General features: G+C 67.0%; 21 protein-coding genes. 11 read left to right on the forward strand and 10 right to left on the reverse strand.

Going from position 1 to position 24,648, the window contains the following annotated elements:
* Positions 1–13: 13 nt before the first annotated feature.
* Positions 14–811, reverse strand: a complete 798-nt coding sequence (locus AC07O3_RS08350) for an SDR family NAD(P)-dependent oxidoreductase (RefSeq protein WP_307614288.1) — start codon at positions 809–811, stop codon at positions 14–16.
* A gap of 197 nt (positions 812–1,008) precedes the next feature.
* On the opposite strand from AC07O3_RS08350, the gene AC07O3_RS08355 reads away from it, so the two are divergent.
* The 3 genes from AC07O3_RS08355 (at position 1,009) to AC07O3_RS08365 (ending at position 4,560) form a co-directional block, all read left to right on the forward strand.
* Positions 1,009–2,868 (forward strand): M48 family metallopeptidase, encoded by a 1,860-nt coding sequence (locus AC07O3_RS08355; RefSeq protein ID WP_495339069.1) that lies wholly within the window; start codon positions 1,009–1,011, stop codon positions 2,866–2,868.
* Positions 2,869–2,943: 75 nt separating this feature from the next.
* Positions 2,944–4,239, forward strand: a complete 1,296-nt coding sequence (locus AC07O3_RS08360; RefSeq protein WP_495339070.1) for an MFS transporter — start codon at positions 2,944–2,946, stop codon at positions 4,237–4,239.
* A gap of 159 nt (positions 4,240–4,398) precedes the next feature.
* Positions 4,399–4,560: an HHHH-motif protein gene (locus AC07O3_RS08365; protein ID WP_165403270.1), complete on the forward strand. Its 162-nt coding sequence runs from the start codon at positions 4,399–4,401 to the stop codon at positions 4,558–4,560.
* Between the two features lie 76 nt (positions 4,561–4,636).
* Here AC07O3_RS08365 and AC07O3_RS08370 read toward each other — a convergent pair whose 3' ends face one another.
* Complete coding sequence (locus AC07O3_RS08370; RefSeq protein ID WP_307615060.1) at positions 4,637–5,260, reverse strand: pyridoxamine 5'-phosphate oxidase family protein; 624 nt, start codon at positions 5,258–5,260, stop codon at positions 4,637–4,639.
* Positions 5,261–5,292: 32 nt separating this feature from the next.
* On the reverse strand, positions 5,293–6,459 hold the full coding sequence (locus tag AC07O3_RS08375; protein ID WP_307615061.1) for an MFS transporter: 1,167 nt from the start codon (positions 6,457–6,459) through the stop codon (positions 5,293–5,295).
* A 78-nt stretch (positions 6,460–6,537) separates the two neighbouring features.
* On the opposite strand from AC07O3_RS08375, the gene AC07O3_RS08380 reads away from it, so the two are divergent.
* Entirely contained in the window at positions 6,538–7,425 is an 888-nt protein-coding gene (locus AC07O3_RS08380; protein WP_495339330.1) for a LysR substrate-binding domain-containing protein, read from the forward strand.
* On the opposite strand, the gene AC07O3_RS08385 is transcribed toward AC07O3_RS08380, so the two are convergent.
* Positions 7,426–8,283 (reverse strand): NmrA family NAD(P)-binding protein, encoded by an 858-nt coding sequence (locus AC07O3_RS08385; RefSeq protein ID WP_097200813.1) that lies wholly within the window; start codon positions 8,281–8,283, stop codon positions 7,426–7,428.
* A gap of 112 nt (positions 8,284–8,395) precedes the next feature.
* On the opposite strand from AC07O3_RS08385, the gene AC07O3_RS08390 reads away from it, so the two are divergent.
* Positions 8,396–9,328, forward strand: coding sequence for a LysR family transcriptional regulator (locus AC07O3_RS08390; RefSeq protein WP_495339071.1), 933 nt, complete (start codon positions 8,396–8,398; stop codon positions 9,326–9,328).
* 57 nt (positions 9,329–9,385) lie between these two features.
* Complete coding sequence (locus AC07O3_RS08395) at positions 9,386–10,621, forward strand: MFS transporter (RefSeq protein WP_495339072.1); 1,236 nt, start codon at positions 9,386–9,388, stop codon at positions 10,619–10,621.
* Between the two features lie 7 nt (positions 10,622–10,628).
* Here the strand turns inward: AC07O3_RS08395 and AC07O3_RS08400 are convergent, their stop codons facing one another.
* The 5 genes from AC07O3_RS08400 to AC07O3_RS08420 all read right to left on the reverse strand — a co-directional run bounded on the left by AC07O3_RS08400 (position 10,629) and on the right by AC07O3_RS08420 (position 18,560).
* The gene (locus tag AC07O3_RS08400) at positions 10,629–12,851 is read right to left on the reverse strand and encodes a DNA/RNA non-specific endonuclease (protein WP_495339073.1); all 2,223 of its coding nucleotides are present in this window, start codon (positions 12,849–12,851) and stop codon (positions 10,629–10,631) included.
* An 86-nt stretch (positions 12,852–12,937) separates the two neighbouring features.
* Positions 12,938–13,474 (reverse strand): methylated-DNA--[protein]-cysteine S-methyltransferase, encoded by a 537-nt coding sequence (locus AC07O3_RS08405; RefSeq protein ID WP_495339074.1) that lies wholly within the window; start codon positions 13,472–13,474, stop codon positions 12,938–12,940.
* Complete coding sequence (locus AC07O3_RS08410; RefSeq protein ID WP_495339075.1) at positions 13,471–14,697, reverse strand: YbfB/YjiJ family MFS transporter; 1,227 nt, start codon at positions 14,695–14,697, stop codon at positions 13,471–13,473. Before AC07O3_RS08410 ends, AC07O3_RS08405 begins: the two co-directional genes overlap by 4 nt.
* Before the next feature lie 59 nt (positions 14,698–14,756).
* Positions 14,757–17,834, reverse strand: a complete 3,078-nt coding sequence (locus tag AC07O3_RS08415; protein ID WP_495339076.1) for an FAD-binding and (Fe-S)-binding domain-containing protein — start codon at positions 17,832–17,834, stop codon at positions 14,757–14,759.
* A gap of 33 nt (positions 17,835–17,867) precedes the next feature.
* Entirely contained in the window at positions 17,868–18,560 is a 693-nt protein-coding gene (locus AC07O3_RS08420) for a GntR family transcriptional regulator (RefSeq protein WP_495339077.1), read from the reverse strand.
* 121 nt (positions 18,561–18,681) lie between these two features.
* Between AC07O3_RS08420 and AC07O3_RS08425 the strand changes: the two genes are divergently transcribed.
* From AC07O3_RS08425 to AC07O3_RS08435, 3 genes are all read left to right on the forward strand, one after another.
* On the forward strand, positions 18,682–19,923 hold the full coding sequence (locus tag AC07O3_RS08425) for a pyridoxal-phosphate-dependent aminotransferase family protein (protein WP_093056859.1): 1,242 nt from the start codon (positions 18,682–18,684) through the stop codon (positions 19,921–19,923).
* A 60-nt stretch (positions 19,924–19,983) separates the two neighbouring features.
* Entirely contained in the window at positions 19,984–20,961 is a 978-nt protein-coding gene (locus tag AC07O3_RS08430; RefSeq protein ID WP_093056860.1) for a Bug family tripartite tricarboxylate transporter substrate binding protein, read from the forward strand.
* 151 nt (positions 20,962–21,112) lie between these two features.
* Positions 21,113–21,883 (forward strand): fumarylacetoacetate hydrolase family protein, encoded by a 771-nt coding sequence (locus AC07O3_RS08435; protein ID WP_495339078.1) that lies wholly within the window; start codon positions 21,113–21,115, stop codon positions 21,881–21,883.
* Here AC07O3_RS08435 and AC07O3_RS08440 read toward each other — a convergent pair.
* Entirely contained in the window at positions 21,832–22,794 is a 963-nt protein-coding gene (locus AC07O3_RS08440) for a LysR family transcriptional regulator (RefSeq protein ID WP_495339079.1), read from the reverse strand. The genes AC07O3_RS08435 and AC07O3_RS08440 overlap by 52 nt on opposite strands.
* A 94-nt stretch (positions 22,795–22,888) precedes the next feature.
* On the opposite strand from AC07O3_RS08440, the gene AC07O3_RS08445 reads away from it, so the two are divergent.
* Positions 22,889–24,079 (forward strand): MFS transporter, encoded by a 1,191-nt coding sequence (locus AC07O3_RS08445; RefSeq protein ID WP_093056863.1) that lies wholly within the window; start codon positions 22,889–22,891, stop codon positions 24,077–24,079.
* 44 nt (positions 24,080–24,123) lie between these two features.
* Positions 24,124–24,645, forward strand: coding sequence for a GNAT family N-acetyltransferase (locus AC07O3_RS08450; protein ID WP_495339080.1), 522 nt, complete (start codon positions 24,124–24,126; stop codon positions 24,643–24,645).
* The last annotated feature ends 3 nt before the right edge of the window (positions 24,646–24,648 follow it).

A 24,648-nucleotide genomic window follows, 5' to 3' on the forward strand; every position in this document is an offset into this window, starting at 1 on the left:
GTGGCGTGACTCCTCAAAACGGTTCCTTGAACGGCCGCAGGTCGAGTTCCTGCGTCCATGCGCTGCGGTGCTGCACATGCAGCTGCCAGTAACTTTCGGCGATGGCTTCGAGCTGCAACAGGCCGTCGTCGCCGGCTTGTTCCACGCGCTGCGGCGCGTTGTTGCGCAGGCGCTCGCCGTCGATGCCGCCATCGATCACCACATGCGCCACATGAATGCCCTGCGGGCCGAATTCGCGCGCCAGGCTCTGGCTCAGAGAACGCAACGCAGCCTTGGCCGCAGCGAAGGCCGCGAACGGCGGCTTGCCGCGCAGCGCCGCGGTGGCGCCGGTGAACAGCAAGGTGCCGCGTGCGTGCGCCCCAGCTGCCTCGAAGGAATTGGCCAGCAGGCCGCGCAGCGCCTCGTGCCCGAAGATGAAGCCGCCCAGCGCGCTGGTGCGCCAGGCCTGCGTGAACTGGTCGACCGACAGCTCCAGCGTTGGCGCGCGCACCCCGCTCGCGGCATTGAAGATGGCCACGGTGAGCGGGCCCAGCGCCCTCGCCTTCTGCGCAATACCGTGCATCTCGGCCTCGCTCGCCACGTCGCCCGCAAAGGCATGAGCCCGACCGCCGGCCGCAACGATTTCGCCGGCCACCGCGTCGAGCTGGGCCTGCGTGCGGCCGGTCAGCGCAACGATGAAACCTTCGGCCGCGAAACGCCGTGCGAGTGCCGCGCCCAGGCCCGCGCTGGCGCCGACACCGGCGATCCATGCAACGGGCGATGGCCCTGAACCAGACGACGACGGAGATGGAGTGACGGAGGTGACAGTCATGAATGAGCACGAAGGCTATACCTGCACCCCGGGCCTCGGAACGATGCAAAAGGGATAACCTTATTCGGCAGCAGGTCGGTGCGCGGCGCTGCTTGACGTTGCACCGGGCTTCACTGCACGCGCCGCGCCCGCTACCCTATCGCCTTCCCGGACCGTCTACAACAACTCACAGCAATCGCTATCCAGGAGCAGCACCCATGGCCCTCGCACGCACGATCCATGCCGACCTCTTGCGCGTGTTTCTTCTCACGCTCGTGTCGCTGTTCGCCATTCCGGCGGCGACACTGGTCTTCACCGAATACGCACTGCGTTCGCAGGATGCGGAATTCCTGCAGGCCATGGAAAAGCGCATCGCCGGCGACGCCCGCCTGTCGGCCGCGGACAAGACCGAGGCCACCGAGTTCTACCGCAGCCATCCGCTCTCCAAGGCCTGCGACGCCACTGCGCCGGAAGACAGGAACTTCCACGACAAGGTGTGCAGCCCCTACTCCATGCAGTGGCAGTTCCACTGGGCCGACCGCGCCGCCATCTGGACCATCGTGCTCGGCGCCGCTCTGCTCGCGGCGGCACTGGTGCTGGGCGCGCTGGCCTTTGCCAACCGCGGCCTGCGCTATGCCAGCTTCGTCGCCGGCTGGCGGCTCATGACGGTGTCGAGCGCGGTCGAGGTCGTGCTGCAAAGCGCGATGCTGGTGTGGCTGTCGTTCTGGCTCACGGCGTACTTCTGGCAGAGCTACTACGTCAAGCTGATCGCGCTGGCGGGCATCGCGGCCGGGGCCGCGGTGTTCTATGCGATCTACACGCTGTTCAAGAAGCTGCCCTGGGGCAACGAGATCGAGGGCGAGCTGATCTCGCAGGCCGACGCGCCGCGCCTGTGGGAGCGCATCCGGCAATTGGCTGGCCGCGTCAAGACCACGCCGCCAGACCAGATCGTGGCCGGCATCGACACCAACTTCTTCGTGACCGAAGCACCGTGCGAGGTCAAGGGCCGCACCTTTCAAGGCCGCACGCTGTTCGTCAGCCTTCCGCTGCTGCGCGTGCTCGACCAGACCGAAGCTGATGCAGTGCTCGCGCACGAACTGGCCCACCTGGGCGGCGGCGACACCCGCAGCAGCGCGGCGCTCGGCCCCAAGCTGCTGCAGTTCGACCAGTACACATGGAAGATGCGCAGTGGCGGCCTCACCATCGTTGCGCACTACCTGCTACGGCTGTACCGCATGATCTTCTCGTTCGCCCTGGCGCGCGACAGCCGCGAGCGCGAATACAAGGCCGACCGCGTGGCCGCCGGCCTGACTGCGCCGCACGCCATCGTGCAATCGCTCATCAAGATCTCGGCCTACGCGAGCTACCGCAACGACGTCGAGCGCAAGCTGTTCGCGCAGAACCGCGAGCATGACGGCGCGCTGGGCATCGCCCGCTTCGTCGCGGATGGCCTGCCGCCCTATGCAAGCTCAGACGTGTTCATCGAGGCGATGAAAACGGCCGACGTGCCGCATCCCTATGACAGTCATCCGCCGCTGCTGGAGCGCATGCGCAACGTCGGCCATCACGTGCCCGAGAGCGCCTACGGCGCCATCGTCGCGACCGCACCTGAGGCCTCATGGGCCGACGACATCGAAACCGCCCCCGCCATCGAACAGCGCCTGTGGAGCGAGTACGAGCAGCGCTTCGTGCAGAACCACGAGCTGAGCCTGGCCTACCGCTACGAGCCTGCCACCGAGGAAGAGCGCGCAGTGGTGCTGCGGCACTTTCCGCCGGTGAGCTTCGCGCTGAAGAACGGCGAGCGCATCGACATCACTTACGCCGGCTTGCACCCCGGTGCCGATGGAGGCTCGACGATCGGGTGGGACGAAGTCAAGGGCCTGACCTACAAGGACAGCAGCTTCGGCGACACCCTCATCGTCACCCACCACGACAAGGGCATGCTGGGCGCGCGCACCACCAAGGTGAAGCTCGCGGGCCTTGGCAAGCAGAAAGAAAACTTCAAGGCCGCTGTCGGGCACTACTGGCAACGGCACCAGATCATGAGGGCACAACAACGGCAACAACAGCAGTCATGACACCCGGCGGCACCGCCGCCCCTCCCCCTTCCCGACAAGCTCCATAAAACCATCCAACACCGGAGACAACCAACCGTGAACCCCGTCGAACAAAGAACCATCTCCAAGATCAGCTGGCGGCTCCTGCCGCTGCTCATGGTCAGCTACTTCATCGCCTACCTCGACCGCGTGAACCTCGGCTTTGCCGGCGCGGCCATGTCCAAGGACCTGGGCTTCACCGCCGCCGTGTTCGGCAGCGCCGCCGGCATCTTCTTTCTTGCCTACTTCCTGTTCGAGGTGCCGAGCAACATGGCGCTGGAGCGCTTCGGTGCGCGCCGCTGGATCGCCCGCATCATGTTCAGCTGGGGCATCCTCTCGGCGGCCCAGGCCTGGGTGGGCGGCTCGACCAGCTTCAACATAGTGCGGTTCCTCTTGGGCATTGCCGAGGCCGGATTCTTCCCGGGCGTGATCTTCTACATCACGCTGTGGTTTCCGGCGGCGTACCGCGCGCGCATCGTGGGCTGGTTCATGTTCGCCATTCCGATCTCGACCGTCATCGGCTCGCCGATCTCGGGCTACATCCTCAACATGGACGGCGTTGGCGGCATGCACGGCTGGCAGTGGCTGTTCATCCTCGAGGCGATTCCCTCGCTGATCCTTACCTTCTTCGTGCTGATGTACCTGCCCGACGGCCCGAAGGATGCCAAGTGGCTCACCACCGAAGAGCGCAGTTGGCTGGAGCAGACGCTCGACTCGGAGCGCCGCAACCGCGAGTCGATCAACAAGATCTCGTGGAAGCAATCGCTGCTGAACCCGCGCGTGATCGGGCTGGGCTTTGTCTATATGGGCATCACCGTGCCGCTGTACGGCCTGAGCTTCTTCCTGCCGCAGATCATCAAGGGCTTCGGCGGGCTGAGCAACGTGGAGATCGGCTTCATCAACGCCTTTCCTTACCTGGTGGGCGCCATCGCGATGCTGTTCTGGACGCGAGCGTCGGACGCGCGCAAGGAGCGCAAGTGGTTCCTGCTGATTCCGCTGGCCTGCATCTTCGTTGGCCTGGTGCTGGCCGCCCAGACCAGCGCGCCCATCCCGAAGATGGCCGCCGTGACGCTGGCCGCCTTCGGCATCTTCAGCGCGCTGCCCACCTTCTGGACGCTGCCCACCGCCATCCTGAGCGGCACCGCGGCCGCGGCGGGCATTGCGTGGATCAACTCCATCGGCAACCTGGGCGGCTACATCGGCCCGACGATCTTCGGCGCGCTGAAGGACCGGATGGGCAACGACATCTACGCCGTGATCTTCCTGGCGCTGCTGTCGGCGGTGGCGTTCGGGCTTGTGCTGATCATCGGGCACGACTCGCGCACCGAGCAGGCGGCGCCTGAGCGGGCCTGATTCGGGTTAGCCCCAACGCCCCCGGCCCTGCTCCCCGTGCAATTTTTCACGCCACAACCGCTACCAAATGTCATCTAAATGTGGCGCCAGGGCGTTCTGCAAGGGCGCCCGTTGAACGACGCATTCCTTTGATCGATGTCTTTGCTTAGAAAGAACCCCATGAAGACCAAGCAGCTCATCCTCTCCAGCATCCTCGCGTTCGCCGGCCTTGCCATGCTGGCACCGAGCATCGCCTCGGCCGCGCCGTACCACCCCAAGAAGCACAAGGTGTGCAAGTGGGACGCGCGTCATCACCACCGTGTTTGCCACTGGGTGCGTTGATTCCCCCGGTGCAACCCGCTCGAAAAAGCCCGCTGATGCGGGCTTTTTTCATGGGCGACTGAAACGGGCTTTCAAGTCAATACAGCGTCGCCCGCTGCCGCGCCGGCAGCTCCCGGTCATACGTCTCCCCATCGAACTCCGACGCGGTCAGCGCCGAAAGAATCGCCCCCGGCGTCGGCACCTCGCGCTTCGCATCCGCCGGCACCGGCGCCCACAGCTTCGAGCGCTGGATCGCCCGGGCGCACTGGAAGAACACCGTGTCGACGGTGATCCGGATCACGCATTGCGGCGGCTTGCCGTCCATTGCGAGGCGTTCGAGCAGCGCTGGCTCGACCGTGATGTGCGCCCTGCCGTTCACCCTCAGCGTCTCGCCCACCCCGGGAATGAGGAACAGCAGCGCCACGCGCGGGTCGGCCACGATGTTGCGCAGGCTGTCGATGCGGTTGTTGCCGCGGCGCTCGGGCATGAGCAGCGTCTTCTCGTCCTGCACAACGACAAAGCCCGGCGGATCGCCGCGCGGCGAGGCGTCGAGGCCGCCGGGGCCGGTGGTGGCGAGCACGGCAAAGGGCGACGCGGCAATCAGCGCCTGGTAGGCCGGGTGCAGATACGGAACCTCTTTCTTGAGCGAGGCCTCGCCGGCTTCGCCGAACAGGGCTTCGAGCTTCGTCACGGTGTCGATGGCGTGCGGTGTCGTGGTCATGGCGATGATTCCTGAGTAAAGAGTGTGACGGTTCAGCCGGCCGTGCGCGCAGCATCGGCTGCGGGCGATGACGCGCTCCAGCCGCAGGCCAGCGCCGCCAGCGCAAGAAGCGCTGCAGCCACGCCGTAGATCCAAGGCGGCGACGCAACCGGCAGCAGCAGGCCCGCGATCAGCGGCCCGGTGCCGGCGCCGATGTCGCGCCACACCGAGCGCGCGGCCAGCGCCTGCACGCGCTCCGGACCGGGCGTGCGCCGGGCCACGATGGGCGGCAGCAAGGGCAGTTGCAAGGCGCGCAGCACCACGATCAGCGCCGCGCAGCTCCACAGCCAGCCAAGGCCGAAGCCCACGAGCGCAATGGCCGTGACGAGCGACAGGCCCACCAGCAAACGCTCAGCGCCGAAGCGCTCGGCCATGTGGCCGCCGACCGGGCTCAGCAAAATCTCCGCCAGGTAGCGCAGCGCCATCAGCACGCCGGCCACGATCACCGCGCCACCCGGCAGCAGGTCCTTGCCGAGGTACGAGAGGCCGACGATGAAGAGCCCGTCGAGCGTCAGCCCTTCCATGAACGACCAGCTGTCCAGGCTGTTGGGCCGGCTGAAGCGCCGCTTCGGCTTGGCCACGGGGTGCGGCGCCGCCGGCAGCCGCCGAGTAACGAACCACGCAAGCAGCGAAAACACCGCGAGGATGCCGAAGATCGTGCGCGGTCCGCTCCAGTGCGCCAGCAGCGCACCCAGCGGCAGCGCCAGCACCGGCCCCACCGCGATGAAGGCCCGCGAGCGCCCGTTGCGCCGAGCCGCACCCACCGGGTCGACCGTGGCCAGCGCCTGTGTCGACAGGTTCAGCGCCGCGAAGCACAGGCCCCACATCAGCCGCAGCGGCAGCAGCGCCCAGAAGCCCGAGAGCGTGGCGTAGCCGAGTCCGCACACTGCCGCTGCCAGGACGGCGATGGTGCAGGTCAGCCGGTCGCCGTTGCGGGCGTAGAAGCGTGCAACGAATCCATAGCCGGCAATGCGCACCAGCCGGTTGGCCGCGAGCAGCATGCCGGCCTCGGCCAGCGTCACGCCGAACTCGCTGGCATACATCGGCAGCAGCAGGTAGAGCACGACGTCGGCCGGCAGCGAAAGACCGAGCGCCATCGCCGCGTGGCGGGAATTCAGGTCAGTGGGGGTGGGGTTGGAAGCGAGGGGTATGCGTGACATCGAGCCCTGATGGTGCGCCGCCACATGCCACCCCGACAAACGACATTAACGCCCGCCATGCGTGAGAAAATCGCACGCATGCCGCTTCGAGAGCCTCCCCTCAACGCCGTGCGAGCCTTTGCCGCTGCGGCGCGCCACCTCAGCTTCACTCGCGCAGCGCTCGAACTGCATGTCACGCACAGCGCGGTCAGCCGGCAGATCAAGAGCCTGGAAGAGTTCCTTGGCGTCGAGCTGTTCGAACGGCGCATCCGCCAGGTCGCGCTGACTGCCGAGGGGCAGCAGTTCTTCGCGGAGGTGGAGCCGGCGCTTGCGCAGATCGGCGCGGCGGCGCGCTCGCTGCAATTGCAGGGGCCCGCCCGGGCGGTGCGGATCAACGTGCGCCCTTCTTTCGCGGTGCGCTGGCTCATTCCGCGCCTGCCTTCCTTCGTCGAGCGCTATCCCGACATCGAGCCGCAGGTTGTCACCAGTACCGTCATGCCTGAGCAGGCCATCGACAGCTTCGACATCGCGGTGCGCCGCGGGCTAGACGGCTGGCCGCCTTCGATCGAAGTGCAGCCCTTTCTCGAAGACGAGGTGCTGGTGGTCGGCGCGCCCGCGTTGTTCGAGACGCATCCGTTGCCCGACCTGCGCGCCCTCGCCTCGCACGTGCTGCTGTCGGCCAAGACGCGCAAGGACGACTGGGACGCCTGGAAGAAGCAGGTCGGCGCCCCGCGCACCCGTCCGGCGGGCCGGCTGCAGTTCGACCACCTGCACTTCGTACTCCAGGCCGCGGTCGACGGACTGGGCGTTGCGCTGGCGCCGACCTCGCTGGTGTCGCACGACCTGGCCTCGGGCCGCCTGCAATCGCCGCTGCCTGCGCTGCGCATGACGCTGGAGCGTTATTACTACGGCCTGGCGCCCGACGCCGCACCGGAGGCGGCGTACGTGGCCGAGTGGTTCGAGGAAATGCAGGCCGAAGGCGCCTAATCAGCCGACGAGCGAGCGGATCACCTCCGACACGCCCACCTTGCCTCTGCGCACGCTCGCATCGCTTCCCTCGAAGCGAATCCATCCTTCGTTGAAGCCGTCGAGCATCTGGATGCGCGGCACCGGGTCGCGCATGCCCTGCGCGCGGAAGATCGCGCCCCAGGTCTCACGCGGCACCACCTCCGCGTGCACCGGGCGGCCCAATACCTGCGAGAGCGCAGCTGCAATCGCGTGCTGCGTCAGCCGCTCGGGGCCTTCGAGTTCGACGATGCGCGGCGCCTCGCCTTCTTGTACAAGGAGTTCAGCGGCAGCGCTGCCCACATCGGCCGTGGCCACCATCGGCACGGCCCGCTCCAGCGGCTGCAGGTAGCTCGACAGCACACCCTGCTCGCGGGCCTGAGCAATGTCCCAGCGCAGGTTCTCAAGGAACCACGCCGGCCGCAGGAACGTGACCGGAAACGGCAGCGTGCGAAGCGCTTCTTCCATCAACGTGCGCTGACTCAGCAGATTGGGCTGCGCGGCCTGTGCGCCGACGGTCGACAGGCACACCACGCGCGGCGGCCGGGCGGTGTCGAGTGCCTGGCGCACCGCGGCGTTCTCGGCCCTGGCCTCTGGAAAACCCGGCTCGGGGTCGAAGTTCGGCGGCGGCAGCACGAAGACGCCGGCCGTACCCGCGAAGGCCCGCGCCAATGCCGCGGCATCGTCCATCGCTGCGATGGCGACCTCGCAGCCGAGCTCCGCCCAGACACGGCCCTTGGCTTCGTCGCGGACGACCGCGCGAACGGGCTTGCCCTGGGCCAGCAAAGCGCGCGCGACGGCGCCGCCGACCTGGCCCGTGATTCCGGTAATTGCGTACATGAGACTTTCTTTCTTCACTTGATTGCGATGGAGCGAATCGTAGAAACGCTTCATCTTTGAGTAAAGCGACCTCAAGGCATATCATTCGTGACAACAGATCACGAATAAGAAAATGACTCTCGACGGACGCCTTCTCTCCAACGTCAGTGTGCTGGCCGCCGTGGTCGAAGGCGGCAGCTTCGCCAGCGCCGCCAACGCACTCGGCCTCACGCCCTCCGGTGTGAGCCGCGCCATTGCCCGGCTCGAGGGCCGCATCGGCGTGCGGCTGTTCGACCGCACGACCCGCTCGCTGAACCTCACCGACGAGGGCCGGCTGCTCTACGCCAACATCAATCCGCTGGTGCTCGGCATCGAGGACGCAGTGACGATCGCTTCGGGCGCATCCGGCGCGGTGCGCGGGCGCCTGCGCGTCAACACCGACGCATTCACCTCTCGCCTGCTGCTGGCGCGGCACCTGCCGCGCTTTCTTGCGCTGTACCCCGAGCTCACGCTGGAGCTGATCGCCCGCGACCAGCTCGGCGACCTGGTGGCCGAGGGCTTCGACATCGCCGTGCGCTTCGGCGAGCCGCCGTCGTCGTCGCTGGTGGCCCGCAAGCTGATGGACTCGCGCGTGGTCACCGTGGCCACGCCGGCCTACCTGGCGCGGCACGGCCACCCTGCCAAGCCAGCAGACCTCGTCGGCCATGCCTGCCTGCAGGTACGCAACCCGGCCACGGGGCAGCCCTATACGTGGGAGTTCCAGCGCGGACGCAAGCTCGTGAAGGTGCCGGCCACCGGACGACTGCTGCTCACCGACCCGGGCACCGTGCTGGAGACGGTGCTCGCCGGCATCTGTGTGGCGCAGATCAAGGCCGTGGGCATTCAGCCGCAGCTCGACGGCGGCGAGTTGGTCGATCTGTTTCCTGATTGGCCCGATGAGCGGCTTCCGCTCTATGCGCTCTATCCGTCGCGCCACCTGCCGGCCGCGAAGGTACGTGCGTTCATCGATTTCGTGATGGAGGTCGTCGCGCCTTCGCCTGCATCGAAGCCGAAGCCGCGGCGCTGATGCTCGCGCGTCCGGAAACGGCCAGCGACATGAGCCCTCCGACCGCACGATGAGGGCATGACCGATACAACACTCACAACACCGCTCCCCCGCTCCTTCCTGAACCTCGCGTGGTCCAACCTCGCCGCGCAGTCCGCCGAGCAACTGAGCCTTGCGGCCGTGCCGCTGGTCGCCGTGCTGGCACTCGGCGCAGGGCCGGGCGAAATCGGTTTTCTCGCGGCGGTGCAGACGCTGCCCTTCCTGCTGGTCTCGATGCCCATGGGCCTGCTCGCGGACCGCATGTCGCGGCGACAGTTGATGGTTTGGGCCGAGGGGCTGCGAGCGGTCTCGCTGCTGGTGCTGCTGGCGATGGTGTTCGCGTCGAAGCTCAGCATCGGCTGGCTGGCGGTACTCGGTTTCCTGGGTGCCGTCGGCACCGTGGGCTTCAGCGTCGCGGCGCCCGCGCTGGTGCCGGCGCTCGTGCCGCGCGAGGCACTGGCATTGGCCAACGGGCGGCTCGAACTGGCGCGCAGTGCCGCGTTCACCGCCGGCCCCGCGCTTGCGGGTGCACTGGTGGCGTGGGCCGGTGCTCCTGCTGCGTTCGTGCTGGCAGCAGTGCTGTCGGTGGCGGCCGTGGGCCTGCTGCTGCGATTGACCGAAGCACCGCGCGCACCCGCCTCCGGACGGCATCCGCTGCTCGAAGTGCGCGACGGCGCGCGCTTTGTCTGGCAGCACGACATGCTGCGCCCGATGCTGATGACCGGCGCGGTGTTCAACATCTCATGGTTCGTGCTGCAGGCCGGGTATGTGCCCTATGCAGTGCGGGTGCTCGGCCTCGGCGCGCAGGCGGTCGGCTTCACGCTGGCGATGTACGGCGCGGGCATGGTCGTTGGCGCGCTGCTCACGCCGCGCGTTGTGGCGCGCCTGCCCTTCGGCCGCGCGATCCAGGTCGGCCCCGCGGTCGCGGTTGTTGCAGCAGCGACGATGGCAGCCACGCTCCTGGTGCCGACCGCCGCGCTGGCCGCGCTCTCGTTCTTCCTGTTCGGCGCGGGGCCGATGGTCTGGGTCATCACCTCGACCACGCTACGCCAGAGCGTGACGGCTTCGACCATGCTGGGCCGGGTGTCGGCCGTGTTCCTCACGATCAATGCGGGAGCGCGGCCCATCGGCGCGGCGCTCGGCGGCCTGGTTGGTGCGGCCTGGGGCGAGCCGGCGTGCCTGCTGCTGGCGCTTGCCGGGTTCGTTCTGCAGGCGGCGATCATCTTCGCGTCGCGCATCGCGGGGCTGCACCGGTTGCCTGTGCCGGCCACCTGAGCTTCGTTTACTCCAGGTCGGGAAGCACCATCGACTCCAGAGAATCGAGCGGCAGCCAGCCATCCGGTACGTCAACCAGAGCGGACTCCTGCGCACGAACTCTGGTAGGCCTCCTTACAGGCTTCTTGGCCAGCGGATCGACAGTGGAAAGCGAGAACACCCTCCTGACCGGACCGCCCGTGAAACTGAGCCCGGTGAGTCGCTCGACTTCATTGATCTGGACCTGGAAGGTCTTGTAGGCATCGAAAGGAATCTCGCGTGCAGCCTCGATGCCAAATTCCTCGATCACACCGGACTGATCGAGGATGTAGGCCGTGGCAAACAGCTTGCCGCTTGCCGTGATCGCCGCGACGACTTTCCAGAAGCGAACCGGATACTGGATCTTCGGGTACTTGTCCCAGACCGGGTCGCTTTCTTCGAGGATGGGGCCTGTGATGACCTGGGCCCTGAACTTGTCGAGCTTGATCGCGTCCTCGAAGATGTGGCGTTCGATGCCCTGCCAGAGCTCCTTGTTCTGATTGAACTTGGAATGCTGGGGCGTGCAGTTGCTCCAGTGGCAGGTATCTGCCGCAGTGGTGAGCGCAGCCAGGCGGGTGGCTCCGTATTCCATGTCCTCGCGGCGCGTCAGATGGCCACGGTCGAACTGGTTGTTCTCGTAGTAGAAGTTGGTCAGCTGTGCGCTTGCGGGAATCCGCGGGTCCTGCCTCCACACATCCGCCGGCCGGGCCAGTTCGAACCGGCCGCTGAAGTCGACGTTGGCTGCCGAGTAGAGAGCCAGCCGCCTTGCCTTGTGCATCACGAGGCTGTAGCCGTGATAGTTCAGCACGTTCTCGCCCGGGGGGCCGTCCACCAGTTCTACCGTCTCCTTCGCAAGAGCCTTGCCAAGCAGCGGCAGATGCACCGACATCTCGGGCTTGCCCGGCGCGAGGAACCCGGCTTCGAAGCCTTTGCGATCGTCGTACTTCGCATTGAAGGGCACGTCGATGGCGGGGGCTGGTTTCTTCGCCTTGGCACGTGCGGCTTCTTCGAAAACGCTTTGCGACTCGCGGGCAGCGGGACCGGATCGGAGGACGGAGACGCTTCCATCCGATTCGATGCCGAGCGTCACCGTGAGGGTCCTTCTTCCACCAGATTGCATGTCGTTCATGGTCGTCTTCCGGGTTGGGGTTTGTTGAATGAGCGGACCGGGAAGCGGCAAGCTCCCGGCAGCATGGGTCGCCGTTGACTGCAGCAGGTCGACGGAAGGAAGCATCAGCCGCGAGTTTTCCGGCGTGGCGCCGAAGACCGGCTGGAGCAACGGATGCGCGGGAAGGGCTGCATGAAGCGTCTCGACGATGCGGGAAACGCGGATGCCCTCGTTGGCAATCCACTTGATGTCCTGCTCGCCGTCTTTTGCGGGGTCGTAGTCGCGGCCTGAGATGGTTTGCGTACGGCCATCTCTTTCATCCGGTACGCCGCTGTGGTGGAGCGCCACGACATACCAGTCGTTGCTGAAAACCGGGGAGCCTGAAGATCCCCCGAGCGTGTCGGTCGAATACCAGAGCACGTCGTCCGTGCGCTTGAGAAGCTTGTTCTCCCGCACGCACACCTGTTTGCGGTCGCCGTTGGGGTGCTGGATGATGGTGAGCCACTCACCGTCCGATGCCTTGCCGGTGGCACCTACGAGCGGAAGAAACCCATAGTGTTCGAGCTGGCCATCTCCCACTGTCGAACTGGAGGCGACGGCCACGACGGTGAAGTCGAGGTCTTTCGAAGTGAAGAAGAGTTCCTGCGCCTGAAGGCTGTAGGTAGTGGGGTTGAGTACGGCGCCGTCGATGTCGAGTTCGAATTCGAACTGGGCTTCCGAGCGGCGACAGGACTCGATGGATGGCAGAACGTGGTTGTTCGTGATGAGCACGTTCGGCGCTATCAGGAATCCGGTGCCATAGGCGACAAGCCGCCCTGCCGTGTCCCTGATCAGGATGCGACTGACCGCCTTTGCGGCTCGCGCGCCACGAGCCAGGTAGTTGACGTCCTGTATCTCGCTGCCGGAGATGATTCGCTCATACGCGACGGCAGACTTCTCATCGTCGCCAAGGCTTTCACGCAAGAAGCTCCTGCGGTCATCGAGCTGCTTCGGCGTGCTCAGTTCGCGCGGGGTCTTGTCTCTCGCATAGTCGGCAAGAGATCGCAGGTCGATGCCTTCGCTTCGCTCCCGCGCCTTCTCGATTTGCTCAAGCCAGAGTTGCACGCCGCGCCTCCCTCGTCCCGTGAGGGTTGCAACTGTGCGTGTTTGCCGACGCTTCTACATCCCCCATTCGAGGGATGCCGTACGTACTAGAAAAGCGACGCCATTCCGTTGGGCCGCGCGTCCTCGATGTCGAGCATGCGCAGCTTGGTCAACGCCCCGCCGCCGGCCGAGAAGCCGCCGGGCTTGTTGCCCGCGGCCAGCACGCGGTGGCAAGGCACTACGGGCGCGAACGGGTTGTGGCCCATGGCCTGACCCACGGCGCGCGACAGGCCCTTGTCGCCCAGCTCTTCGGCGATCTCGCCGTAGGTGCGCGTCTGCCCCGGCGGAATGCGGCGCGCGATCGCGTAGATGCGCTGGTGAAATTCCGACACGCCACGCATGTCGAGCTCGATGTGGCTCAGGTCGTCGTGCACGCCTTGCAGCAGGCCCTGGATGGCGGTGATGGCGCGTTGCGCTGCATCGCTCGGCGGGCTTTCGCTCAGGTCTGGAAAGCGTTGCTTCATGCGCGCACGCGTGGCTGCCTCGCCGTTGTCGGCGGGCAGTTGCACGCCGACCAATCCGCGCGGTCCCCATGCCAGGGCGCACATGCCAATGGAAGTTTCGAACAAGGCAAAGCCCGTCATGGCGTCTCCTGTGACAGCGAATGCTGGCGCGACGCAAGCACAGCGCCGAGCCAAAGGGCCATTGCCGAAGCCACCAGGCCCCGCGCCAGCCCACCAGGGCCGTCGGAAATCCATCCAGTGACAGTCGGCCCGACGATCTGCCCCAGCGCAAAAATGATGGTGAACATGCTGATGCCCTGCGCCCAGCGCGACGGCGGCAGGTTGTGGCGCACCAGCGCAGTGGTCGAAGCCACCACCGACAGGAACACCCCACCGAACAGCACACCCGAAACCAGCGCCACCGACGCCGACGCACTCAGCACCGGCAGCAGCGTCGCCACGCCGAGCAGCCCGTTCAGCAGTGCCTGCGGCTGCCCGCCGCGGTAGCGGTCGAGCAGCCCGGCCCACAGCCGCGACGACGCCACGCAGGCAATGCCCAGCAAGGAATAGAACAGCGTGACGAAAGAAGCGCTCGCCCCCTGCTCGCGCAGCAGCGCGATCACGAAAGTCATGTAGCCGATGTAGCCCATGCCGAACAAGGCATAGCCCGCGAGCGCCCAGCCGAAGCGATGCAGCGCGACCGGTGGCGCCGTGTCCGTCGAAGCGGCGGCTGCCGTTGGCGCTGGCCCGTCAGGCATCGCGCGGCAAGCCCAGGCCAGCAGGCAGGTGGCCGCTGCACTCGCCAACGCCAGCGCCCACCACGCCCAGGCCCATCCGTGCGGCACGCCCGATGCCGCCCGCAGCACCTGCGGCACGAGCAGCGCCGACAGCAGGATGCCGAAACCAGTGCCGCCGTAGTAGATGCCGAGCAACAACCCACCGCGCGAAGACCCCGCCTCGCCAAGCCGCGCTGCAAGCAACCCGCCCGCCACGAACACCCATGCGCTGGCCACCCCGGCCAGCAGGCGCTGAAGCAGCAAGGCCGGCGCGTCGGTCACGAAACCGCTGCCCGCCATGAACACGCTCGCCAACACCGCGCCGACCACCAGCAGCCGCGTCGTGCCGAAGCGCCGCATCAGCATCGGCGTGATCAGCGCACCGACCAGGTAGCCGACCGCATTCGCCGTGTTCATGCCGCCGGCCAGCGCATAGCTCCAGCCAAGGTCCGCGCGCATGGGCGGTAGCAGCAATGCGTACGCGAAGCGGGTGATACCGAGCGAAACCGCCGCGCCCATCGACAGCGCAAATGCAAGACGCAGCGTGGGCTGCGCAGGGGCGGCAGAGGAAGTGAGCGTTGTCGACATGGGAGCGGGCGACTGGCCATTTTGCGGCAGGCGCCGCCGCCCTGCCCGCACCAGCCCGGTCAACCCGCGTCAGGCATCGGGTCGGCGTGCAGCAGATGCCGCTCCAGCAGCACCGCCACATGCACCGCTTCGCGCTGCGCGCCGTCCTCGATCTGATGGCGGCAGCTGGTGCCGTCGGCCACCACGATGGCGCCGGGCTTCGCGCGGATGGCCGGCAGCAGGCTGGCCTCGGCCATCTTCATCGACACCTCGAAATGGCTGGCCTCGTAGCCGAAGCTGCCGGCCATGCCGCAGCACGAGCTTTCGATGAGTTCGGGCTGCGCGCCTGGAATGAGCTTCAGCACCTCCATCACCGGGCTCACCGCGCCGAAGGCTTTCTGGTGGCAGTGTCCGTGCAGCAGGATAGGCGCCTCGGCCGGCTTCAGCGCCAGCTCGAAGCGGCCCAGCTTGATTTCGCGCGCAATGAACTCCTCGAACAGCAACGCGTGCTTCGCCACCATCTCGGCCTTTTCGCCGAAACCCATCACCAGCGTTTCGTCGCGCAGCGTGAGCAGGCACGATGGCTCCAGCCCGACGATGGGCACGCCGGCGCGCGCCAGCGGCACGAGCGCATCGATCAGCGCCTCGGCCTTTTCCTTGGCCTGCGCGACCATGCCGCTCGCCAGGAAGGTGCGTCCGCAGCAATGGTGCCCTCCGCGCTTCTCGACCGTGTGCAGCACATAGCCCGCAGCCTGCAGCACGCGCGCTGCCGCAAAGGCGTTCTCGCTCTCGAAGGTGCCGTTGAAGGTATCGACGAACAGCACCGCCGCCTTGCCGCCGCGCCGCGCAATCCACAGCGCCACGTCGCGCTCGACGAACAGGCCGGGTTCGTTGGCCTTGCCGCGCCAGAAGGTGTCGCTGCGCCATTCGGGCAGCGAGCGCTTGGCCGAGAAGCCCAGCAGCTTTTCTCCCAGCCATGCGGCGCCGGGCACGCTGTTGCGCAGGTTCAGCAGCCACGGCATGCGACTGGCCTTGTGCGCGTAGTCGGGCAGGTTTGCTACCAGCCTGTCTTTCAGCGTGTGGCCGTGGCGCTTCTTGTAGTGATCGAGAAACTCGACCTTCATCTTCGCCATGTCCACGCCCGTGGGGCAATCGCGCTTGCAGCCCTTGCAGCCGACGCACAGGTCCATGGTGTCGTGCATGGCCTCGCTGGTGAAGGCATCGGGGCCGAGCTGCCCTGACAGCGCCAGTCGCAGCGTATTGGCGCGGCCGCGTGTCAGGTGCTGCTCGTCACGCGTCACGCGGTAGCTGGGGCACATGGTGCCGGCGTCGAACTTTCTGCAGTGGCCGTTGTTGTTGCACATCTCCACGGCCTTGGCGAGGCCGCCGGTGCTGTCGCCGCCGGTGCCGGGCGCGGTCGTCACCTCGGTCACCGGGTCGGCGTTGACGTTCCAGCCCGACCAATCGAGCACGGGCTTCAGTTCGATGCGGCGGTAGGGCTTGGGCGCGGTCGGCGGCGCGAAACGGAACAGCGCGCCATCGTCCATGCGCGGTGGGTCGATGATCTTGCCGGGGTTGAACAGGCTGATCGGGTCGAGCTTGCGCTTGATGGCGCGAAACGCCTCGTTGATGGCCGGGCCGAACTGCCATTCGATCCACTCGCCGCGGCACAGGCCGTCGCCGTGCTCGCCGCTGAACGCACCCTTGTACTTGCGCACCAGCGCGCTCGCCTCTTCGGCAATGGAGCGCATCTTGGCGGCGCCGTCCGCGCGCATGTCGAGAATCGGCCGCACGTGCAGCGTGCCGACCGATGCGTGCGCGTACCAGGTGCCTCGGCTGCCATGCCGGGCGAACACCTCGGTCAGCGCGTCGGTGTATTCGGCCAGGTGTTCGAGCGGCACGGCGCAGTCTTCGATGAAGCTCACGGGTTTGCCGTCGCCCTTGAGGCTCATCATGATGTTGAGGCCGGCCTTGCGCACTTCCCACAGGTTCTTCTGCCGCGCGTCATCGGGCATCTCGACCACGCTGCCGGGCAGGCCGAGGTCGCCCATCAGCTCGACGAGCTGCTTGAGCTGCGGCAGCAACGCGGCCTTGTCCGAACCGGAAAACTCCACCAGCAGGATGGCCGCCGGCTTGCCGATCAACGCAGTCTCGACCGTCGGCTTGAAGGCCGGGTTGGCAAGGCTCAGCTCGATCATCGTGCGGTCGACCAGCTCCACCGCCGTCGGCCCCAGCTTCACGATGTGCTGCGCCGCGTCCATCGCCGCGTGGAAGGTCGGGAAGTTGACGATGCCCAGCACCTTGGCGCGCGGCAGCGGCGCGAGCTTGAGCTTCAGGCTCTTCGTGTAGGCCAGCGTGCCTTCGGAGCCGATCAGCAGGTGCGCGAGGTTCACGCTGCCGTCTGCCGTGTAGGGCCGCTCGCTCTGGTTGTCGAAGATGTCGAGGTTGTAGCCCGCCACGCGACGCATCACCTTGGGCCAGTGCTCGGCGATCTGCTCGCGGTGCTGGCGTGCCAGCCCGCGCAAGAACTGCGCGATGCCGGCCGCGCGCACGCCCATCGTGCCGACCGTTCCGAACTCCACCAGTTCGCCACTCGACAACCATGCACTCGCACCCAGCACGTTGTGCACCATGTTGCCGTAGGCGATGGAGCGCGAGCCGCAGGAGTTGTTGCCCGCCATGCCGCCCAGCGTGGCCTGCGCACTGGTCGACACATCCACTGGATACCACAGGCCGTGCGGCTTGAGCTGTGCGTTCAGGTGGTCGAGCACGAGGCCGGGCTCGACCGTGGCCGTGCCCTCTTCCACGTTCACTTCGAGCACGCGGCGAAAGTGCTTGCTGTTGTCGATCACCAGCGCCGCGCCGGTCGTCTGCCCGCACTGGCTGGTGCCGCCTCCGCGCGCGAGCACCGGCACCTTCAGGTCGCGGGCGATGTCGATGGCGGCGGCAATGTCGCCCTCGTTCGTCGGCACGAAGGCGCCGACGGGCGTGATCTGGTAGATCGACGCGTCGGTGGCGTAGCGCCCGCGCGAACCGTCGTCGAACAGCACTTCGCCCTGCGTGTCGGAGCGCAGGCGGCGCGCGAGCAGTTCGCAGGTGTCGTTGGGCGGAAGAACGGTTCCGGCTGGCTGCATGTGGCTGGCGGGATCGATGCGCATGGTGGGTCGTTTTTCTTTTGGCAGGTCAGAAGCTCAGCTCGACTTGGCCGAGGGATAGATTTCGCCGGCGCGCAGCAGCTCCAGCACGGTGTCGCGCTTGCGCAGCACGTGCGCCACGAGCACCTTGCGCATGGCCGCTGAGTCGCGTTTGGCCAGCGCATCGATCATCTGTTCGTGCTCTTCGACGGCGTGCTTCCACTTCGTCTCGTTCTGGTTGGTGCGAAAGCGCAGCGACTGCACGCGGGCGTTGATGGAGCGGTAGGTGTTCGACAGCACCGGGTTCGCGGCCGCCTCGTTGATGGCGGTGTGGATGCGTGCATTCAGGCGGTAGTAGCCCGAGAGATCGCGCCGCGAGAAGCAGGCCAGCATTTCGTAGTGCAGCGCGCGCACTTCGGCCAGCTCTTCGTCGGTGATGCGCTTGGCGGCCAGCTCGCCCGACATGCCTTCGAGCATCGCCAGCACCTCGAAGGTGTCGAGCACGTCGGCCTCGGTGAGCTTCACCGCCACCGCGCCTCGGTTGGGCAGCAGGTCGACCAGCCCTTCGGCCGCGAGCAGCTTGATGGCCTCGCGCAGCGGCGTGCGCGACACGCGCAATTGCAGGCACAGCTCGCGCTCGTTGAGCTTGGCGCCAGGTGCGATGAGCCCTTCGACCAGCATGGTGCGCAGGCGCGCGGCCACCTGGTCGTGCAGGGAGAGTCTGGAGATTTCGATGATGTCGGTTGTCATGGCTTTGCCTCTTGATTGCATTTTGAATGCAAAAAAGAAGGCTCACAACCCAAGTGAATAAGGGTAAACCATCAAACAAAAAAGCATTTTGAATGCAAAACTGAATGTGAAAGGACAGTCCATGCTGCAACTCGACATCCATCCCACCGGCCGCCACTTCCTCCAGATTCCCGGCCCCAGCCCGGTGCCCGACCGCATCCTGCGGGCCATGAGCCTGCCCACCATCGACCACCGCGGGCCCGAATTCGGCACGCTGGGCCTGAAGGTGCTCGGCGGCATCAAGCAGATCTTCAAGACGAAGCACCCGGTCGCTATCTACCCCGCCTCGGGCACCGGCGCCTGGGAGGCCGCGCTCGCCAACACGCTCAGCCCCGGCGACCACGTGCTCATGTACGAGACCGGCCACTTCGCCTCGCTGTGGCAGAAGATGGCCACGCGCCTCGGCCTATCGACGGAGTTCCTCTCGTGGTCGGGCACCGATGCGCAATTGCCCAACGCCCCCAGCTGGCGCCGCGGCGTGCAGGCCGAACTCATCGAAGCCCGCCTGCGCAAGGACACCGAAAAGAAGATCAAGGCCGTGTGCGTGGTGCACAACGAAACCTCCACCGGCGTCACCTCCGACATCGCCTCGGTACGCAAGGCCATCGACGCTGCGGGCCACCCCGCCCTGCTGATGGTCGACAGCATCTCGGGCCTGGCCAGCGCCGATTTCCGTCATGACGAATGGGGCGTGGACGTGACCATCAGCGGCTCGCAGAAGGGCCTGATGCTGCCGCCGGGCATCAGCTTCAACGCGCTCTCGCCGCGCGCGCTCGAGGCTGCAAAGAGCGCGAAGCTGCCGCGCGCCTTCTGGGCCTGGGACGAGATCGTCGAGATGAACAAGGACGGCTATTGGCCCTATACGCCCAACACCAACCTGCTCTACGGCCTTTCCGAATCGCTGGACATGCTGCTCGGTGAAGGGCTCGACAACGTGTTCGCGCGCCACCAGCGCTGGGCCGCCGGCGTGCGTGCAGCGGTCAATGCGTGGGGTCTGCCGATCCAGTGCGCCGACCCGGCCGTGTATTCGCCCGTGCTCACCGGCGTGATCACGCCCGAAGGCATCGATGCCGACGCGCTGCGCCGCCTGATCCACCAGCGCTTCGATCTTTCGCTGGGCACCGGCCTGGGCAAGCTCAAGGGCCGCATGTTCCGCATGGGCCATCTGGGCGACAGCAATGACCTGACGCTGGTAGCGATGGTCGCGGGCGTCGAGATGGGCATGAAGCTCTCGGGCATCAAGCTGGCCGGCAGCGGCGTGCATGCGGCGATGGACCATTTCGCGAACCACACGGCACCGGCCGCACTGCAAAAAGCCGCATAGGCACGCGGGGCCGCCCCGGCGCGCATCGGACCATTCCCACCCACGACGGAGACCAAGAAGATGCAGAGACGTTCGTTGATCCAGGCCGCGGGCGCCGCGGCCGCCACACTGGGCGTGCCCCGGCTCTTCGCGCAGGAATGGCCCTCGGGGCCGGTGCGCATCGTGGTCGGCTTTCCGCCGGGTGGCGGCACCGATGCGCTGGCCCGCGTGGTCGCGCAGAAGCTCACCATCATGTGGGGGCAGCAGGTCATCGTCGAGAACAAGGGCGGCGTGGCCGGCGTGCTCGCGGCCGACTACGTGGCGCAGCAGCCGAGCGACGGCAGCACGCTGCTGATGGCCCACATCAACAGCCATGCGCTCGCACCCAGCCTGCAGCCCAAGCTGCGCTACAACGTGGAGCGCGACTTCGTGCCGATCGTGCTGGTGGGCGTCACGCCCAACCTGCTGATCGCCAACCCGGGCCAGAAGGCGCTCACGGTGAAAGACATCGTGTCCGCCTGCAAGGCCGCTCCTGGCACCATCAGCTTCGGCTCGGCCGGCGCGGGCTCGGCGCAGCACCTGGCGCTGGAGATGTTCAAGTTGCAGGGCGGCGTCGATGCGCTGCACGTGCCCTACAAGGGCAGCGGCCCGCTGCTGGCCGACCTCATGGGCGGGCAGATCCAGTACAGCTTCGAGACCATGACGGCCGCCACGCCGCACGTGAAGAACGGCCGCGTCATCGCCGTGGCGCAGACACGCACCAAGCGCGCCAAAGGCCATCCCAACGTGCCGACGATGCAGGAGCAAGGCTTTGCCGGCTTCGAGGCGACCACGTGGTACGGGCTCGCCGGGCCGGGCAAGCTGCCGGCGTCGATTGCGCAGAAGGTGAATCGCGACGTGAATACGGTGCTGGCAATGCCCGATGTGCAGGAGCGGATGGACACCTATGGCGCGGAAGACGGCGGTGGTTCGCAGGACAAGTTCAGGCAGTTCATCAGCACCGAGATCGCGAAGTGGGCGAAGGTTGTCAAGGACGGCAACGTTCACGTCGAAAGCTGAAGAACCAGTCTCACCCCCAGGCTTCGCGCACTTCGTGTCGCTGCGCCAACCCCCTTCCGGGGGCAACACCGGAGGCCCGGCAAAGCCGGTTCCTCGGTGTTCCACGAAAGGACGCCGACACCAGCCAGGTTTTGCTGAGAAGATCCGAAAAATGACCCCATCCCAAACCGCCCTCACCGATGCACTCGTAGCCGCACGCCGCGGCAATCGCACCCTCGACGCCACGCCCTGGCTCGGCACGCTCGAAACCGACACGCAAGCCTATGAGGTGCAAGACGCCGTCGCGGCTGCACTCGGCTGGTTCGACGGTCGCCCAGTACCGGGCGTGTGGAAGTCCGGTGGCGGCTCCCGCAGCGCGACGCTCACACATGCGCCGCTGCCGCCTTCCGGCGTGCGCCAGAGCCCCGCGAACTTCAGCGACCTCGTGTTCAACACGCCCGGCATCGAGGCCGAAATCGCCTTGCGTCTCGGCCAGGACGTCACGCCCGCGCAGGCAGCGAAGCTCGATCACGCAAGCGTCGTCTCACTCGTCGATGCCATGACCGTCTCCGTCGAGGTAGTCGACACGCGCTGGCAAGACCTCGCCTCGACACCCGCCCTGCTCCGCCTGGCCGATTCGCAAGTGCACGGCGCGCTGGTGCTCGGCGAGTGGAAGCCCTACGCCGCCATCGACTGGGCCTCGCAGCACTGCGAAGCGAAGATCGGCGACGCTGAGACGGTGGTGCGCGAAGGCACGCATCCGTTGGCCGACCCCACCTGGCTGCTGCCGATCTGGCTGCGCCACCTCACGCGCCACGGGCAGACCGTGCCCGCCGGCACGGTGGTCACCACCGGTTCGTGGGTCGGCATCCTGCCCTGCCGGCGCGGAGATCAGGTGACGGCGGAATTCCCCGGCATCGGCGCTGTCCGCTTGAGCGTGTAGCGCCCGCCGCCCACGCCTGAGCAAGCCACCAGAAAGTCGAGCACCGCCCGCACCCGCGCGGGCAGCGTGCCCGCCTTGCCGATGTACACCGCGTGAATCGGCTCGATCTCACCGGCGTTGAATTCATCGAGCAGAGGTACCAGCCGGCCAGCGTCGATGTCGTGCTGTATGTGATACAGCGACAGCCGTGCCACCCCCGCCCCCGCGATGGCCAACTGCCGCAGCGTTTCGCCATCGCCTGCGCGCACCGGGCCGGCCACGGGCAGCCACACCATGCGGCCGTCCACACGCAGCGGCCAGTCGGGCGAATTGCGCCGGTAACTCCAGCCAAGGCGGTTGTGCGCCTCCAGCTCCTGCGGCGTGCGCGGCGTACCGTACTTCGCAAGGTAGTCCGGCGCGGCGACGATGGCCTGGCGGGTTTCGCCCAGCCGCCGCGCCACGAGGTCGGACGATGGCAGCTGGCCCCAGCGGATCGCGATGTCGGCGCGTTCGTCCATCAGGTCGACGATGCGGTCGGTCAGCGCAATGTCGAGCGTGATCTGCGGATGCAGTTCGAGCAGGCGCGGCACCAGAGGCACCAGCTTGTGATGGCCGAACGAGACGCTGGCGTTGATGCTCACCCGCCCACGTGGCGCCGCGCCGGCCGCCGCGCAGCGCTCGGCCTCGTCCATGTCGGCCAGCACGCGCAGGCTGCGTTCGTAGAACTCCGTGCCTTCGGGCGTGAGCTGCAGCTTGCGCGTGGAGCGGTGCACCAGCTGGATGCCCAGGCGCAATTCGAGCCGCGCCACCAGCTTGCTCACGGCCGAGGGCGTCATGCCCAGCAGACGCGCCGCCGCCGAGAAACCGCCTGACTCGACCACCTGCACGAAGGCCTCCATCTCGCCGGAGCGGTTGACGTCGATGCGCGGCATGGCTGCTTCTCCAATTTGTGAATTCAAATCACAAGTATGTGTACCAGCGGCATTCTAGTCATCGAAGGCTTTCGTCCGCACAGTACAGGGCATCATGCCAATCGCTCTACTCGCCCTCACCGCCGGTGCCTTCGGTATAGGCACCACCGAGTTCGTCATCATGGGCCTGCTGCTGCAGGTATCGACGGATCTTCATGTCTCCATCACGGCCGCCGGCCTGCTGATCTCGGGCTACGCGCTCGGGGTCGCGGTCGGCGCGCCGGTGCTCACCATTGCCACCCGCAAGCTGCCGCGCAAGACCGTGCTGCTGGCGCTCATGGCGATCTTCACGCTCGGCAACCTCGCCTGTGCCGTGGCGCCCAACTACGAAATGCTGATGGCCGCGCGCGTCATCACCTCGCTGGCGCACGGCACTTTCTTCGGCGTCGGCTCGGTGGTGGCCACCGGTCTGGTGGCGCCCGAACGCCGCGCCTCGGCCATCGCGATCATGTTCACCGGCCTGACCGCCGCAACGCTGCTCGGCGTGCCGGCCGGCGCGTGGCTGGGCCTGCAGTTCGGCTGGCGCTCGGCCTTCTGGGCCGTAACGCTGATCGGCGTGCTGGCCTTCACGGTGCTCGCGGTGTTCGTGCCGCGCGTCAAGGGCGAGGCAAAGCCTGCGCCGCTGCGCGAAGAACTGGCTGTGCTGGCGCGCCCGCAGGTGCTGCTCGGCCTGGCGATGACGGTGCTCGGCTTTGCCGGCGTGTTCGTGGTGTTCACCTACATCCAGCCGCTGCTCACGCAGGTCACCGGTCTTTCGGAGTCGGCTGTGTCGCCGATCCTGCTGGTGTTCGGCGGCGGCCTTGCGGTCGGCAACATCCTCGGCGGCAAGCTGGCCGACCGTGCGCCGATGGCAGCCGTGCTCGGCACGCTGGTGGCTCTGGCGGTGGTGCTCGGCGCGATGCAGTTCACCATCGGCACGCCGTTCACCGCGGTGGTCTTCGTCGGCCTGCTCGGCGTGGCCTCGTTCGCCACGGTGGCGCCCATGCAGTTGCGGGTGCTGGAGAAGGCCTCGGGCGCGGGCCAGAACCTTGCGTCGAGCCTGAACATCGCAGCCTTCAACCTTGGCAACGCGCTCGGCGCCTGGGTTGGCGGTGTGGTGATCGACCACGGCCCGGGGCTGCGCGCACTGGGTTGGGTGGCGGCGCTGCTCACGCTGGTGGGGCTGGCCATCGCGCTGTGGAGCCGCTCGCTCGACCGGCGCGAACCACGCAACGCGCTGGGGGATTGCGCTTCGGCGCGGGTCTGATCCTCTTCCAGGGAGTGAAGGGATTGGGGATTGCAGAATCCCGCATGCGCAACACTCCCCTCATCACCCGCCCCGCCATCGCCGCCGACGCTCCTGCGCTGGCGGCGTTGTCGATCCAGGTCTGGCTCGCCACCTACGCGACCGAGGGCGTGAACGACCTGCTTGCGCGCTACGTGCTCGACGAGTTCACACCGGCCGCGTTCATCGCGTGGACGAACGACGTAGACACCGCCTTGATCGTCGCCGAGGCCGATGCCCATCTCGTCGACTACGCGCGCCTGCGCTTCGGTGCGCGGCAGGCCCTCGTTCCCTCAGCCAGCACCGAGCTCTGCACGCTCTACGTGCAGGAGCCGTTCACCCGATCGGGCGTGGGCTCCGCATTGCTCGACAAGGCCCCTGCCACGGTCCGCGACCGGACAGGCAACGATGCGCTGTGGCTGACAGTCAACGTCCAGAACCAGCGGGCGTGCCGCTTCTACGAGAAGCACGGGTTCGCCCGAAAAGGCACGACCTGGTTCGCAGTGGGCGAAGGCCGCCACGAGAACCACGTGCTGGGCCGGCCATGAGTG

This window comes from Variovorax sp. GW821-FHT09D05, assembly GCF_059416325.1.